Genomic DNA, 17,714 nt, shown 5'->3' with positions numbered 1-17,714 from the left:
CACTACGATTTATACCATATATGTATTGACATAAGATGATGCAGCTCTAGACAATAGTGGCGTTGCAAGTAATAATGCACTTATGATTAAATGCTTCATTATCTTATTTCACTATTTCATATTTTAATACGCAACCATTTCTTCGATCGGCATCAGCTCCCTGACAATCTGCAGAGTAAGGACTTCCGTCATCTGGATGCTTACACAGATAGTGCTGCGTCTTCATTGATAGAAACATAAATTGATTACCAAGCATATCCTGCCAAACAAAATCTTCTGCTTGATTCTTGTCAGTAGTAAATCTTACATCACCAGACATTCCGATTCCGGCAATATACAAATATCGACCGTCTGCACATTGTAAGTTCACCTTTCCATTGCCTTTGTCAACAACTACAAATAGTGCATGACTTCCATTACTATCATTTGATCCTTGCCATGTAGAGTGCAACATGCCATGAGGCATAGCATAAGCAGGACTATTATCAGCAAGATTGAATATCTTTATTGTTTTACCATAAGGAATGTTCCCAGAACGATCAGCCATTGGTTCATCAACAATAAAGTCATCAAAGTCTGCATATCCTCCTCCATTCACTTTCAATTTATTATAAGCAAAAAGAGCTGTGCGAACTCCTTGGAATGTACGCATCTGATATGACGAGATAATCGTATCACCGATATCTGTCCACGTCTTGTTGTCTAGAGAATAAGAATATCTAAGTTTGCTTTCATCATAATTGCCCCATAATCTCAACCAAATAGTCTTCTTTGCAAGTGGCTGTTTTATTTCTTTATTGGTGTTTTGATCATACCAGCGAATATACGTCTTGTCAGCAGACTTAACAACACCAAGCTGAGCGCTTGGCATATTGATTACGCCAAGTCCACAATTGTCACCGTCTTTAATTCCAGATATATCAAGCTTTACAGATGTTGTGCTAACAGGTCCTATCGCACGTTGAGTAAGTGAATTCTTCGCCCATAGCAGTTGATTGGCAAACATAGAATGCAATCTCAGTACGCCTTTCTTTTCAGACAGCGACCACTTGTTTTCCACAGGGTTATGATTCCATTGCCACACTGGTTTCAAGTTTTTGCCATCAAAATCATCACATCTATCATAAGGTGCTTGTGGTGAAGGAGTAGAATTATTAGGTTTGAACCATGTGCGTGGACTACGTCCCAAATTCTTTTCAAGACCAAAATATGGCCATCCATCAACCCAAGTAACTGGTGACAGACATGTAGTACGTCCAACAGCATTGAAATCCTGCATTGAAATGCCCCACCATTTACCATCTTCAGCCTGTACAATACCACCCTGATGAATAGTCGAAGCCGATAGAACATTTGAAGCAGGTTTATTTTGGGTAAACTTAAAGCCTTCCTCTGGAATAGGACTACCCAGACTGACGTTGCCTGTTGTACAAGCAGCTGAATATCCAAACGATTCACGAGCACTGATTACGCAAGTTTCATAAGGTCCGTATATACTCTTGCTTCTGGCACACTGCATTCTGCCCATTGGGGAATAGTCTGCAGAAATGATGTAGTACATTCCATTTATTTTATAGATATGGTGTCCCTCTCCCATTGCATTACCTTCTGGAATGATTACTCTCTCAGAACCTTCAACAGGTCCGCTCAAATCAGGTTTCAACTGAGTACAAGTAACATTACCATATTTATGAATTGCATATATTTTACCATCATCATCAAACAACACTGACAAGTCATAAATATCACCATCAATGCGTTTATGAGTCCACGGTCCATTTATATTATCAGCAATATACACATGAAGTCCATGGCCGTTTATATTAGAAAATACATAAAACTTGCCATTATGATAACGGATGCATGGTGCCCATATTCCCTGTCCGTACACTGTTTTTCCTTTATCAAGATTAAATTCTGGAAAATTGCGATCGAAACGGTCAAAACAATATGAGGCGAATTTCCAATTCACCAAGTCTGTAGAATGTAGTATCACGATTCCGGGTACGCAGTGCATTGTCGTGCCAGCCAAATAATAATCCTTACCAACACGAATTATATCTGGATCGGTAAACTCATCATAAAACAAAGGATTAGTATATGTTCCATTACCATTATCAGCACTCCAAGACTTATGCACTATAACAGGTTGCCTGTTACCAGCAGACACATTGAAAACTGATAATACGACAAAGATAAATAATAATTTAAATTTCATATTAACTGATAGTATTATAATAAACTATGACCTCATTGAAAGGAACCGTCATTTCGAAAGATAAGAAGACTGCCATCGGCACAAAAGTCTTTAAAGATTTCAAGTAGGTCATTCATATATTGATTAATCATAAGATGTATGCAAAGTAACAAAAAAAATGACAATAATAAAAATACATTTGTTACATTTACTTATTGTCATGAAACAAATATTGAGAATAACTATCATAACATATATGAAAAGACTCGCTTTTATCATAAAGAGCTGCATCAATTAAAACAGAGGAAGTAGTTGATGAATTATACAATTCAACCGTTATTTCTCCATTATCGTCAGTACACAGATTCGGATTCCAATAGAGAGTACGGCGCTTGTCAGAGGCATCTGTTTTTTCTGTTTCATATTGTGGCGAGTGGAAATCACATGGTACGCTATATCCCTGCACGTAAGTATGTCTGATACCGCGTGTTCTTCCATTATTTCGTTCTGCATCCCAATCATCATCTGTACTTATTGAGCATATAACAGCATCATTAACAGAATTAATATCATGATTGTTATTCAACTGTATTCCTGACCAATAATCAGTCTGTTGTTTCCTAGTTATATCATTTCCGCTGATATTATAAACATTATCGTCATTGCCGGTATTATCCCTATAAAAGCACATTGACTTTATCTTATCAATATCATTTCTAATAAACAAAAAGCCAACTTTCTGACCATTAACATAGAAAGTTATAGGCACATTTCTATAAGTAATTGCATCAGAACGATTGCTATTGTATTCACTTGTATCTGCATCTGAATAATATGACATATTTACATGAATATTATTATTTAACTTCTGAAGCAGATCAGGTAAATCCATTATTTCACGTCCATTATCTCTCTCATTATCCAAAAATCGTCTAACATCATAATAGCCAAGAAGATTACGATTAAAAATCTTCACATAATTATTAACATTGAGTTTTTTCTTACCTAAAACAATGACATCATCAAGGATTATAGCACTATCAGCCAATGACTTTTTATATACAGAATCAACAGCCAATATACTTTTCTTCTTAATAAGCAGATCATCCCATAAAGGATGAGTTTCTTGAAAATCAAGAGTTCTTAAAGCTGGAGCAAAATTTCTGGATAGCAATACATTTGCCCAACGATTATTTTGCTTCCCATCTTTTTTCGTTTGAATGAATGTTTCAGCCACACCTTCAAGATTATCAATGGGGACTTTAAAACTGCCTGTTGAGTCAGTAGTCATCATTCCTGCATAATAACTTGAATCTTTTCTCAACATAAAACTAGTATTGAGGTTCTTTTGTAGTTTCCCGAAAAGAGACTTCACCTTCCCTGTAAGTTCCAATCTATCCTCCGGCATATATTTTGGTTGATTGTTTCCACTAAATATTGAAGAATAATCATATTTTCCTATCGCTCTAACAAGTAAAAGATTATCTAATTGTCGCCGTCTATTCACATTTTTGTCTATCAAATAGTAATGTGGAGACTCTATATATCCATTCAATTCAGATGTTAGCGCGAATTCTGTAGTAACATCATTATCGTATTCCCTATAATCTGACAGAATATCATTTCTAACAGACATTGATAATCTAGCATTTCTTATCGGTTTATGATCATCGCCGACGAATTTCATTTTACATATTATCTTTTCATAAGGCTTATATATTGATTTATTTGTAGATACGATACCGTTAACCCGCTTTGAAGGATATATAAAACACGGACGATCACAAATTACTTTTCCAATAGAGTTTACCAATAACATATGGCAAACGCCAGCAGAAAGACCTTTTGTGTCAATATCCAAACTTACACTATTATTGTTCTTAAAATCTAATTCATGATACAACAAAGGTGCTGATTTTGAAAAGACAAACAATGCAACAGGCTCTTTGTTTTCAACATCTTTTCGACATACCGACAATTCCAACACACTATCACGGTTGTCTACATGCATAACATAACCAGAATCGGCAGCCAATGGTTGAAAGAACTTATATTCCTTACCCTTATATTCAACCTGAACATATGAAGGTTTGTTACCAGGACAATACATAAAGCTACCCATTCCATTATGCAACGATGTTATAGGCATCAATACTTTGCCATTTTCATCATACAAAATTCCTTTGATATCAACAAGCCCACTATCCTTACTTTCTGTTTCAAAAGCAACCATTGAGGGAAGCCCTTTAATCAATTGTCCACCTTCTGGGAAAAAACGCATTGACAGGCTCTGTTCTTTCACAACAGGACGTTTGTTCATACTATTATCAAGTCCATAATTTGCAATAGTTCTTTGCTCTTGAAGAGTTTTTCTTTTATTATATATAGGTATCACTTGTGAGAAATAAGAAATAGGATTAAATCCCAGCATCCACTTCGTAAAAGCCCTAACCTCAAAATAACCTGTAAAGAAAGCATTGTCCAGTGGAATGCAGCACTGCCCCTCTCCATTTGATAGTTTAACGATTCTTCTGTCAACAACATTTCCTAACTGATCAGCTAACTCAATATAAAGAGGTTTGCTAATGCTGCTCAGACTATCATTACACGCATTTACAACATAGGCCTTTATCCAGATAGAGTCTCCCTGATAGTAACTGGTATTATCAAAATGAAGAAAGACCTTTTCACTAGGAAATTTCTCTGAATAAAAGCATGCATTATCAAATAATCGTGCAAAAAGATTTCTCTCCATAGGCATTGCGCCTATGGGGAGATGCGATAGAATCCAAACTATAATTACAAAGATAAACTTTTTGCTCATATAGATATCCTTAAATAGAATCTGATAATTCTCATTTACTTCTCTGTTCTTCTATCCAATCTTTTACGATTCGTAATTCATCAGAAGTCTTGCGTTCCTCATATAAGTATCCTTCTGTTTTCCAATGATCACCAGTAGAAGGATCTACATATTCATACCACAATTCATAAATTTTCATGTCAGGATGATAAACACCGCCACCAGCTATGATATTAAACTTATCAAATGTTGAAAACGACAAAGTATTATCATCGTTAACCTTTATTTTAAAGGTATAAGAAGAACGATAATCCTGATTCTTTGGCGTTCCATCATTCCATTCATTACGATAATGGAACATTCTTATAGTCTTTCCATCATCAATAGCTGAAAGATAACGAGGCATTACATAATTAAGAGAATCATTTGGATTGCTTAAATTCTTAATTCTGCCATCCATATAATACTGTCCTGAATATTTGTTTGCAAGACTAAATCTTACCAACACGGTGGTATCAGCCTCGGCAATATCATAGGCAGAAGTAGACTTTATACGTAATCCCATCATATACATAGAATCACATTCCAAGCTCTTAGGATTTACGTAAATATCAAATCTTCCTGTTGCATTTCCGGCCTTTACAGTAATATTCTTGCTAGGTATAGAATAGATATTATTAGAAAGGAAATTAAAATGTCTACCTTCAGCCGACAACTCCCTATCGTTATACTTCATTACCGCAGCAGAATCCTGACATATAGTAGCCATCACATCCTGTGATAATGGAAGCGAGCCACTCACTCCCAAAGACATGATAACAGTGTCTTTGTCATAAGAAAGATCAAGAGACTTATACAATATCTTCTCGTGAGCACCGACAATATATACTTTTTGAGGATATTGATTGTTGTCCAATGGCCAATCGTAATCACAACTTGATAATGTCACTACGACCACAAATAATACGAATAATATTTTTTTCATTGTTATTTCTAAATTAAAATGTACACAAATTTATTCCCATCCAGGATTCTGAACTAATCTCTTGTTGCGCTCCAATATACCTTGGTCTATTGGATAGAAATTCATTTTGTTTTTGAAAATTCGTTTCATCGTCTTCTCTGTATTCCAAACCTTTACTGTATAGAATTGTCTGCGTTCTGCCATTTTTGCTGAGACATCAAAACCTGTGACTGGTTTATTATACTCTGTATAAGCATCTTTCCATCTTCGCAAATCATAATAACGATGATCCTCAAAAGCAAATTCAACTTTGTATTCCTGTTTGAGTAAAGCCTTCATTGTTTCATAATCAGCTGCCTGTGTATCGGTAATTCCTGGTAGGCCTGCACGATATCTTACCTGATTGAAATAATACACCATTTGAGATACATCTCTAGAGATTGTATTTCCTGTGTCAGGATCCTTATATGGAGACTTCAGTTCATTCATAGCCTCAACATATCCCAATAAGACTTCGGCATAGCGAACTATTGGATATGTTTTAGCTTTCACATCGCCCTGCCAGCTACGAATATCCTCTTGATTTACCCATTTACGAGATGTATAACCTGTACGGTTGTAGTCTACCTTTACAGTACCTGTAGGTTGTGCATTACCGTCTTTATAATAGGTACAAACAAAATTCTTGAAGTTTTCCGTTCCTCTATATGAAGAACAAGGCCAAACACAATAGTTAAAACCAATTGATGCATAAAAGCGAGGTTCACGATTGTCATCGCAATGAGCTCTTTCTGGTGCCAAGATATATTCTCCAGAGAATGATTTACCCTGACCAACAGCCTCCCAAGACTTCTCTTCATCGGTAGCTTCACTGAACTGTCTGCCATCAGCCATTCTATAAGAGTTTATCATATCCTGAGTGACACTATATCCATTAATACCGCCAAGTGTATTTGGATAGACAATCCAATCGTCATTACCATTATTACGTGTATAGAAATATATCAATTCCTTATTATGCTCAGGTTGGACAGTTCCATCAAACAAAGACTTATAACTCTTGTATGGATCAATATTACCTGCTCCATTAGGGAAATCAGAATGTGACACTGTTGAAGGTAATTCAAGAGTTCCTGAAGTGTGAGAATTGCCTTCTGTACGTTCAACTGTGTTAAGTGCGTATTTATTCAGATCAATAATCTGCTTATATACGGCAGCAGCACGTCCCCATCTAGTATTATCCTCCTGCTGAGCAATAAATGGAGTTCCATCAGAACGTTTCCAATCAGCATAATATGTATTACCATTAAACAAAGGACTTGCCCAAGTCAACAACACACGAGCTTTCAGTGCAAGCGCGGCACCACGTGTAGGCAAATATTGAAAAGATACCTCGCGTTCAAAAGGTAGATTTTCGGCAGCCTTTGTAAAGTTGCCAACAACGTAATTTACACAATCATCATAAGAAGAGCGCTCCACTGAAGCCTCATTAGCAGGTGTATCAGAATCATAAGCCTCATCAGGTTCAATAGGAACAGGACCATAAAGTCTCATAAGCTGATAATAGAAATAAGCTCTCAAGAAATATGCACGCCCCATATAATCACGCAACTCGTAATCGGTGAGTTCTTTACATTCATTTATTCTCTTTAAAAGAATATTGGCTTTTCTGATGCCTTTATAGTAATTTTCCCAAGGATTGAACTTTGTATCACGTGGTGCCACTTCATCAATAAGTAGATACTCTCCTCTATGGTTACCGTCAGCCCATGGAACAATAGCTTCATCTGCGGCTAGTCCACTTGGAGAATAAGCATCGGTAGACCAAATCATAGATTCATCTGGCAAGAAAGAAGATGAACCATTTATATACTGCGTGAGCCTGTCCTTTGAGATGAATACTGAATCAATAGTTACTTGGTCGTATATATATTTATCAATATCTAGAAAAGACTCACAAGAGCTGTTTATAGCTATGCCGGTGATAGCCATAAAACCACAAGATATCTTTATTACTTTATTTTTAAATTTCATAGCTTTTGATTATTATTAGAATGAAACATTTACTTGCAATGAGAATACTCTTTGAAGTGGATAGGTTGCACCATTTCCACTAGCTTGTGCTGGATCAAAGATCTTATCGCCCTTATCCCAAATCCAAAGATTATCACCAATCAAACTAATTGTTGCGCTGTTCATACCAATTGCCTGCATCCAAGGTTGCTTAAGCAAATATGAAATCTGAACATTTTTAAGTCTCAGATAACTACCGTCTCTAAGCCAGAATGTTGAAGATTGGTCATTGTTATTGTTTGCACCATAAGAGAGTCTAGGGAATTTAGCATTTGGATTCTCTGTAGAAGGATCGCCAGAGATATCACGTGATGTCCATCTGTTTCTTTGATCCCCAACAATTGTAAGTATATTACCAGTCTCTTTATTTATAAATGGAATGTAACCAGTACCACCAACCATATAGTTCACTCTTGCAACACCTTCAAACAAGACACTGACATTCCAATGCTTATAATTGAATTCCTGTGCAAAACCATATTGTATCTGAGGAACAGAACTATATTTAAGAGGAACAATATCATCACTGTTAATAACACCGTCGCCATTGACATCCTTATACTTTATATCACCTGGGCGAACAACACTTTCAAATTGTTGTCTTGGACTCTCGCTGATTTCCTGGTCATCCTTGAACAAGCCCAATGCAATAAGTCCACGAGGAATACCATAAGGAACTCCTGTCCATCTCTGATATGGATACTTCTTTACTGTCTCTTCCCAATTGGTTACCTTGTTTTTAGACTGTGTAAAGTTTGCACGCAATACAAGATATTTGTCACGTCCAAAATCTTGCTTATACGACACGTGACCATCTATACCCCAACTCTTCATCTCACCTACATTAGCCCAAGGAAGAGATGGCAATCCCATTTCTGCTGGCGTACTTGCACGTTGTTGATAAATGCCCGAACGAACATCACGGTAGAAATCTACAGTCATATCAAATTTATCGCGGAACATTTTTAAATCTATACCTAGATTCACCTTTGTAGCTTTCTCCCATCTCAGGTTGTTTGAACCAATCTGTGTTTCAGTCAAACCTGTTCCTGAATTCCAAGGACCAGAACCTCCAGTGCCCATCAAATAAAGATATGGGAAACGAGTACTACCACTTACACGGTCGTTACCAACGATACCATAAGAACCTCTAAATTTCAAATAGGTTAAAAATGGCAAAGCCTTTCTTACGAATTCATACTGAGTAGGAATCCAACCACCAGAAATAGCTGGGAACAAACCAAAACGATGTCCTTTCTCAAAAGCTTCAGAACCAGTATATCCTAAGTTAAACTCAGAGAAATAGGTATCCTTATATGAATATGTGAGACGTGATGACAACGCTACATATCTTTTTGGGATTGCTGTGAGGAGAGACTTATTTTCTGAATTCGTATAATCTTCACAATAAAAATGAATCAAACCTGAAGTACGATGGTCCTGACCAAATACTCGGTCATAATTAAGATGTGCCTCGAAATAATATTTTTTGTCTGCACCAACGCTATTATCATATGCCTGTGACTGATAGTCTCTCTTTTTTATCAAGTCAAGAGTACCATCACGCTTACGCTGAGAAGCATAATACAATGTAGGCCATTTTGTTCTACTCTCGTTGATATAGGAATTTGCATCAAAGTTAAACAGTACAGAAGCCTTCAAACCTTTTGTGATCTTGCTCAAATCTTGGTCTATTGAAACTCTTATCTTAGTATTGTTTCGGTAAGTATTGCGATAACCAGTAAGATTAAGAAGCACGTAAGGGCTAATCTGATTGTTATCAGAACCATAAGCAGGATATTCACCTGAAGAATAACGCAAAGGAACAGTTATTGGGGTAAGATTTGAAGCTGCCTGCCACAAAGCATCCGTACTGTTTCCATAGCCAGGATAATTCTGAGTTACGATTGTTGTCTCTAATCCTAAATTAAGAATAGTAGACTTCGTCATGTTAACATCAATATTAGCCCTGAAATTATATTGACGATAATTCACGTTTGTGCTATATGGATTAACACCCTTTGCCTGCTTCATCAACGCTTCCTTGTTCAGAAAGCCCAAACTCATATAATATCGAGCAATCTGTCCACCACCAGATGCACTTAGATGCGCCTGCTGATTCCAAGAATGGTCTCTCAAAATTGTGTTGTGCCAATCTACATCTGGATGCAAGTCTGGATCAAGTCCATTCTTAAACAGCGCTAAATCTACACTGTTAAATATAGGGTCCATATCTCTTGATACAGCAGCCTCGTTGGCTAATGTAGCATAATCATAAGCTCTGAGATATTCCGGCATTCTTGGAGAATAAGAATAACCAACATTTGCCTTCGCGTTTATATTTAACTTTCCAGCAGTACCTTTCTTTGTTGTGACGATAACTACACCATTTGCACCACGTGTACCATAAACGGCTGTAGCTGAAGCATCCTTCAATATAGAGAAGCTTTCAATATCTTCAGGATCCAAATCATTTATATTACCTTCCACACCATCTATAAGAACTAAGGCACCTGCGTTAGCACCGAATGTACTGATACCTCTAATCCAAAACTGTGAAAAGTCATTTCCAGGTTCACCAGTTCTCAAGACAGAGATAATACCAGGAACACGCCCACCAAGCATATTGGCAACGGAAGTGGCTGGTGAATGAAGATCCTTTGTCTCAACAGTGGTTATAGCTCCAACGACAGATATCTTGCGCTGTGTTCCCTGACCGACAACCACAACTTCATCTGTACTTTTAACATCTTCACTCAATATCACACGCATTCTTTCATCAGTCTTTTTTACAGGCATATGTATTGTGGTAAAGCCAATATATGAGAAAGTAACCGTTTCACCTACCTTCAAATTATTTAATCTGAAATGACCGTCGGCATCAGTAACAACACCTACGCCAGGCTGTCCTTTTACTTGAACTGTAGCACCAATAACCGGTTCTCCATCCTTTGTCATCACCTGTCCTGCCATGGACACAACAGATTGTGCAGACATGGTACAGACACACGACAATAACAACACTATTAAAAACAATAGTTTTTTCATAAACTTAATATTTTATATGTTTTAGATGATATTATTCTTTTTCACTCAATAGACATCTTTCTTACTGTTCGATCCCATCCACCTGCAATATAGAAATTATCCTCACTGTCAACAGCAATATCTTGAGCAGAATTGAAACGTGCATCAGTAGGTTCAGTATCAGAATTAACCTGACCGCTATTACCCGGTTTACCAGCAACAATTTCTACTTGGTCACCAACAACCTTATTGATAAAACTACCTCCACGATTAATGACATATAACTCACCATCAGATGTACAAGCCATTCCATAAGGCTCTATAAATTGTGCATCTTGCAAACGATGTCCGGTAGCCGAACCACTTCCATTGAAGCCTGCATATTTTTCAATACGCCAACTACCATCTGAGGCCTGATAAACCTTGTAAATACCACTCATCTTATAAAAAGATGCAAAAAAACATTTATGATATTTACTATAAATCATTTGACTTCTATCCTCATCCTGATTTGGAAGGTCACCTGTCAATGATATCATCTTGTACGTCATATTATCCAAATCCACCTGACAGAAATGAGCTTGCGTATCCATAAGATACAAATATCTATTGTCTTTCTCTGTAAAAGCTCCTGACCATATCTGTCCTGGCATATCACTTTTCTGAATAACAATACCTGTTGATTTTTCTGCCCAACTGTCAGAACGAGAATATGACTTTATTGTACGATCCTCCGACCAATGCGATAAGAGATAGAACTTCTCACGAGTGTTATCTACAATAGGAGTTCCATAACTTCCAGTCTGCCCCAAAGTGATAACCTTATTATCATCGTTTGAAATAAGACTTACGCGATTGTTCCACCAAGATTCTACAGCAATAATATTATCACCTTTAGTACCCTTTACACATGCAATATTTGTTACTTCTTTGAATCTGGCTGCCGTGAAATCACCATCAGCATAAGATGAACTTCCAAAATCACCACAAAGTGTCTTTACAGACTTTCTTTGATTATACTTAAACAGCATTCCCTTTGGAGCAATACTATCTTTTCCAACAACAACCGATACTTGATTTCTACCAGCCATTTGTTTTGGAACTACACCTAGTATAGTTTTTCCATCTGTTGCAACAAGCACCGCCCTTTTACTTATTAATGTAGAGGGATCACTTTTATTCGTGTAATAGTTAAAATAAACTTTCATACTATCAACCGAACCTTTAAAATTACCTTCAATCACAAATGGTTCATCAATAATACCAAATGTAGGTTTTAGACAATCTACAGACATTCCCATCCCAGAATCGTATCTATTCGGTACTGTGGGATTTGTCTCAATGAATTCCTTATCTGTGCAGGAACATACTGCTAGACATAGAAATAAAATCAAAGATTTTTCATTTTTCATTTTTACGGATTATTTAGATTAAATTATTAAAAAGACTCAGCAAATATATAATTTGTATTAATGAAAAACAAGAACGCATGTTACATAGACTTCTAAATACGTTACATATTAAAAAAAATATTGAAATACAAAAATATCTTATATAATGTACGCGTACATACGCGCGCACATAGTGTTTTTCAAAATACCAGCGTCGAACTGGCGATAAATTGATTATCAGTAATTTAGATGTGATTTTTTCTGAAATGATGTGTCGTATTAAGTGTCATCAATTTTTTGAATTACAAAATCAGCTTTTCTTTCATAATCATCACTTTTCTATGAAAAATACATGTTTTTGCATAATAAAAATCGCCTCTGAATCATATCCGTTTTTACGTTTCATCGATAAAAAGCATAAAATGACGTCTTTTAGCTTACACTTCATTAACGCGAAAAAACGTTCTAACAAACTGACACACAGCCATTAGACACATTGACACTATTTATTTTTAAAAACTATAGGGGGGAGATTACATTAATCAGCAATAAACGCAAAAGAAACTAAGCACTACAAATCACATCATTATTTAAACAAAATCACACTTAAAATCACATTTTTGCTGTAGCAAAAAAGCGTTTAAAGACGATGAAATTCCATTTCTACGATCAAACGTTTGCGTTTCTACGACATAAAGTTTCCATTGCTACGATATAAAGTTTTCGTTTCTACGATATAAAATTTCCGTTTCTATATGGAAAAGTTTATACCAAGTCACCTAATTCCGTCAACGCATGTGATAATAGTAACCTAACTGATTTCATTTTTTACTTTTATTTGTCCCCGTATGCTTTGCATCCCGATATGCCATGGGAGAAATACCATACATATTCTTAAATAAAGTTGAGAAATTGGAGACTCTTGTAAAACCAGTCATCTCAACAACCTCTGAAACTGAATACTTTTTTTCACTTAATAAAGTTGCAGCCTGCTTCAATCTCACATTTCGTATGAAATCACGCATAGACTGATTGGTTAATTCTTTCATCTTGCGATAAAGGTGAACTCTGCTTATACCAACTTCTTGGGTAATCATTTCTACATTCAGATCAGGATTACTTATATTACTATCAATAACCTTCATTATACGATCCATCAACTTATCATCAGGAGATTTAGCCTCCAACTTTGTTATCTTATCTAGTTGTTCCTGCTTTCCAGTATAGGCATTTTTCAACACTTCCCTACTGCTTATAAGATTCTCAACCGTTTTTCTTAATAAGTTCATGTTAAACGGTTTTGTTATATAAGCATCAGCACCAAGTTCTAGACCCTCAATATTATCATCTACAGTGGTTTTAGCTGTAAGAAGGATAATAGGCACAGAATTGACATTAGGATTTTGTCTGATTTTTCTACACAATTCAAATCCGTTCATTTCAGGCATCATAACATCACTAATAATAAGATCAGGCTTTTTATCAAGAATTTTTTGATAAGCATCTTTACCATCTTCACTCTCTCTAGTATTGAATTCTGGTCGTAACTGATCACAGATATACTTTCTTATTTCTTCTTCATCTTCAACTACAAGAATATAATGTTTAGTTTTTCTCCGACTCTTAGAATCATCAACAACAACTTCAGGTACCTTAGATTCTATATTCTCTTGTTGTGGCATCGCATTATCTTCGATTTCATCGTTACGAAGATGCTTATGGCCTAATGGCAAATGAATGATAAACTTACATCCGGGACCATTTATGTTGTTTTCGGCATGTATGTCACCATGATGTAGCTCGACAAGAGAACGAGTAAGATGCAGCCCGATACCAGTTCCTACATTTGAATTATCCTGGCTTTTACGTATCTGATAAAACCGTCCGAAAATTCGTTCTATTTCTTTTTCATCAATTTTAGAACCACTGTCGGAAATTGATATCGCTGCCACATCTTTGGTCTCAACAGTTATTGAGATATTACCGTTTTGTGGAGTGAACTTCAAGGCGTTTGAAAGAATATTTACAATGATCTTATCAAAATTACTAGGATCTATCCATAGCTTTAGCGATTTCATTTCATGATGAAATTCTAATGATATATTCTTGAGTTTCATCTGCTGTTCAAAGTCGCCACAGACATTATCTATAACCTTTATTATATCATTCTCGCTGAACATTAACGTCATTTGTCCCTTATCAATTTTTCGAATATCCATCAGCTGATTGATGAGTCGCAATATACGCTGGGCATTTCTATTAATAATGCTATAATTTCTCTGTCGATCAGTATCTTTATCTTGAGACATAAGCTGTTGGAGTGGACTTATAACCAAAGACATTGGAGTTCTAATCTCATGAGCAATATTTATAAAGAATTGCAATTTAGCTTCATTAATATTTTCTGCCTGTTGTCTTTCTACCAATTCATGCTGCTTCTTATGACTGTCTTTTTTGAAAGCACGCCATTTCTTAAAAGCAATAAAAAACATTAGAATATATATTAGAATAGCCCACCATGACGCATACCACGGATAATGAATCACTATTGTGATATTCTTTATATCCGATGAAGCGTCTCCGTCTATAGACTTGATGCAGACATGATACTTACCTGGACTCAGATTGTTGAAAGTAACACGGTTTACACCAGCTCTCTGTATATTCCAATGACCACCATTAATAGAATAAGCATAAGAAATTCTTTCGGCGTTATAGAAGTCCATAGCCGACAATTCCATAGTTATGTTATTATCAGTATGTGCCAAATCAAATCTATCTGTTTCATATACAGCCTTGTCAGTGATAGAATAAATACCAGACTTCATACCTACGCAAACCGACTTGTCATTAATATAAAAGCCAACGAGTTTTATTTCAGGCTTCTTTGTATGCAGTTTCAATGTGTTTACGTTGAAATACGTTACACCATCAGATCCACCAAAATAGACGTTGCCCTTGTTATCAGCAAACGAAGAGTTCCTTACAAACTCGGTGCTTTGCAGACCGTCATTGGAATAAAAGTTCACAAACTTATTTATTGCAGCATTATAATGAGACAATCCATAGTCAGTACTTATCCAAAGTCCATTCTTACCGTCATCCTGAATGTCAGAAATAGCATCACTAGGCAAGCCGTTGCGCATTGTGTACATTCTGCATTTACCATTTTTGTTGTTAAGACGAATAAGGCCATTGGTTGTTCCTAACCACATACGACCTAGCTTATCTTTATAAATCACGTATATTATAACACCTGCTAGTATACGATTCTTTTTGAATGTATTTACGAAATTATCAGTTTTCAAATCAAGGCATCCCAATCCGTCACATGTACCAATATATAATTTCCCATTATAATATTTTAGTGTCGATATCCAACGTGAATGAAGCGCATTGTCGTTTACATTATTATCTTTCTTTCCGTTAAAACATCTTGCCGCAAACAGTTTGTTTTTACGCATATCCCAACGAAATACTCCACCTCCCATGACACCAATCCATAAATTTTTATGATCATCTTCAACTATAGACGTTACCCCCTTCATCTTTTTACCTTGATAATATATAGGTATATTGATGCATTTTCCACTAGAAGGATCGAAACGAAAAAGTCCGTCAACAAGCGACGCCACCCAATAAGAATGGTTAGAATCCTGTAATATTCCACTGACAAAAGGAGGCAACATACCTACAGAATGTCCACCTTTATAATGAGTAGAAACTCCTTTATCAGAAACCTTATATAATCCATCGTTGGCAGTACCTAACCAAAGATTGGAAGCATTATCTTTAAATATAGATATGATGCGATTGAAACCGATTTTGTCATTGTTTATTGAGTGTGATCCTATGTATTTGAACTGTCGACATTCCTTAGGTAACAATACAACTCCTGTGCCACTTGCACCTATCCACAGATTACCATAAACATCTTTAAGCATAGAATGCACCTCTGAAGTTCCGAAATCAAAAGTATTAAACTTTATCTTACTGTCAGCTATATCTCCAGTAAAAATATCATAAACTAGCACTCCCTTTCCTATAGTTCCAATATATAAATGCCTATCATCAACCTGCAACATGCAGAACACAGGTATTCTATTAGTCCATTTTTCAGGAACGACAAAACATCGCGCTTTTTTATTTAACTTTGCTAAACCAAAGTCAGTACTTACAACATAAATATTGCCGCGTAAATCTTGATATATATTATTTATACCAATATATCTATCATAGCCCAACACTTGGTAATCATAATTAATTTTATCGCGCGAAATATTTATAATTCCTCTATCTGAAGTGGCAAGCCATAAATCATGATTTCTGTCTTCAAAGATCTTATTAATAAATATGGCTCTTATATTATATTTTGACTTACGTAAAGAGTATGTATCGCCATTAGTAATAAGTGTATACATCCCATGCCCAGAAGTCGCTACTAATATTTCTCCATTCTTCCTTACCAAAATAGATGTCACGTAAGCTCCCATACTTTTTTCATTCTTAAATCCAAAAGTCACATTTATAAAACTTTCCGTAGATTTGTCATATATCTGTAAGCCACGAGCTGTTCCAATAGCAATCTTTCCCTTCTGTAGCTCAACTAAAGATAATATACGATTATCAACTAATGAATTTGTCACACCTAGCACATGTTTTAGTTTTCTAAACTTTGCACCATCATAACAGTTTAGTCCATCATCAGTACCTATCCAAATAAAGCCTGATTTATCTTGATAAACCAAGCTTATGTTACTATTTGACAAGTCTTTTTCTACAGTAAATACTTTTCCAGATTGTGCTATTGACATAATCGGGAATAGTAAAAATAGCAAATTTAGCAGTTTCTTCATTTTTAGATTATCATTTTTTGGCTCACTTTTATATTCCACCTCTATCTTAAATATCTATACATCTAACAAATATTTATGAGAACGCCTATGAATAAGATTTTTGCTTTGTGCGAAACTTAAAGATAACGTTATGCGATTCCGCTGTCATAATGGAAAATGATAAAACCGCCATAAACATTTTTAAATGTTGCAAGTTAATCACAGATATTAGTTATTTTAGCCATTAGAAGCCGCAAAGTAACGAAAAAATTGACAATAATAATAATTAATTTGTTACATAAACTTTTCCTAATGAAACATAAATAACAAATGATAGGTAAAATCTATGTGAATAAAAATATATTTATCGGTAAAAAAGGCAAATATATAACATTAAATAAAAACAAAAAAAGAAGGGCTTACC

The 17,714-nt window shown here is 35.6% G+C and carries 7 protein-coding genes; all 7 read right to left on the bottom strand.

Annotated elements, in window-relative coordinates; all coding sequences use genetic code 11:
- Positions 1 to 103: 103 nt before the first annotated feature.
- Positions 104 to 2,218 carry a glycoside hydrolase family 43 protein gene (locus B045_RS0104670; protein WP_081618590.1) on the bottom strand — a complete coding sequence of 705 codons (2,115 nt, stop codon included), beginning with the start codon at positions 2,216 to 2,218 and terminating at the stop codon, positions 104 to 106.
- Between the two features lie 187 nt (positions 2,219 to 2,405).
- Positions 2,406 to 4,952 (bottom strand): hypothetical protein, encoded by a 2,547-nt coding sequence (locus tag B045_RS0104660; RefSeq protein WP_025883957.1) that lies wholly within the window; start codon positions 4,950 to 4,952, stop codon positions 2,406 to 2,408.
- 100 nt (positions 4,953 to 5,052) lie between these two features.
- Positions 5,053 to 5,985: a BT_3044 domain-containing protein gene (locus B045_RS0104655; protein WP_018463109.1), complete on the bottom strand. Its 933-nt coding sequence runs from the start codon at positions 5,983 to 5,985 to the stop codon at positions 5,053 to 5,055.
- Positions 5,986 to 6,015: 30 nt separating this feature from the next.
- Positions 6,016 to 7,998, bottom strand: coding sequence for a RagB/SusD family nutrient uptake outer membrane protein (locus B045_RS0104650; protein WP_018463108.1), 1,983 nt, complete (start codon positions 7,996 to 7,998; stop codon positions 6,016 to 6,018).
- A 15-nt stretch (positions 7,999 to 8,013) separates the two neighbouring features.
- Positions 8,014 to 11,085, bottom strand: coding sequence for a SusC/RagA family TonB-linked outer membrane protein (locus B045_RS0104645; protein WP_025883960.1), 3,072 nt, complete (start codon positions 11,083 to 11,085; stop codon positions 8,014 to 8,016).
- 41 nt (positions 11,086 to 11,126) lie between these two features.
- Positions 11,127 to 12,476, bottom strand: a complete 1,350-nt coding sequence (locus B045_RS0104640; protein ID WP_018463106.1) for an NHL repeat-containing protein — start codon at positions 12,474 to 12,476, stop codon at positions 11,127 to 11,129.
- An 800-nt stretch (positions 12,477 to 13,276) separates the two neighbouring features.
- Positions 13,277 to 17,311, bottom strand: coding sequence for a hybrid sensor histidine kinase/response regulator transcription factor (locus B045_RS0104635; RefSeq protein WP_052328424.1), 4,035 nt, complete (start codon positions 17,309 to 17,311; stop codon positions 13,277 to 13,279).
- Between the last annotated feature and the right edge of the window lie 403 nt (positions 17,312 to 17,714).

The organism is Segatella paludivivens DSM 17968 = JCM 13650, from assembly GCF_000373185.1.
GTDB classification, from domain to species: Bacteria; Bacteroidota; Bacteroidia; order Bacteroidales; family Bacteroidaceae; genus Prevotella; species Prevotella paludivivens.
The sequence above is the reverse complement of the archived record's forward strand: the minus strand, read 5'-3'. Positions and strand labels throughout refer to the sequence as shown.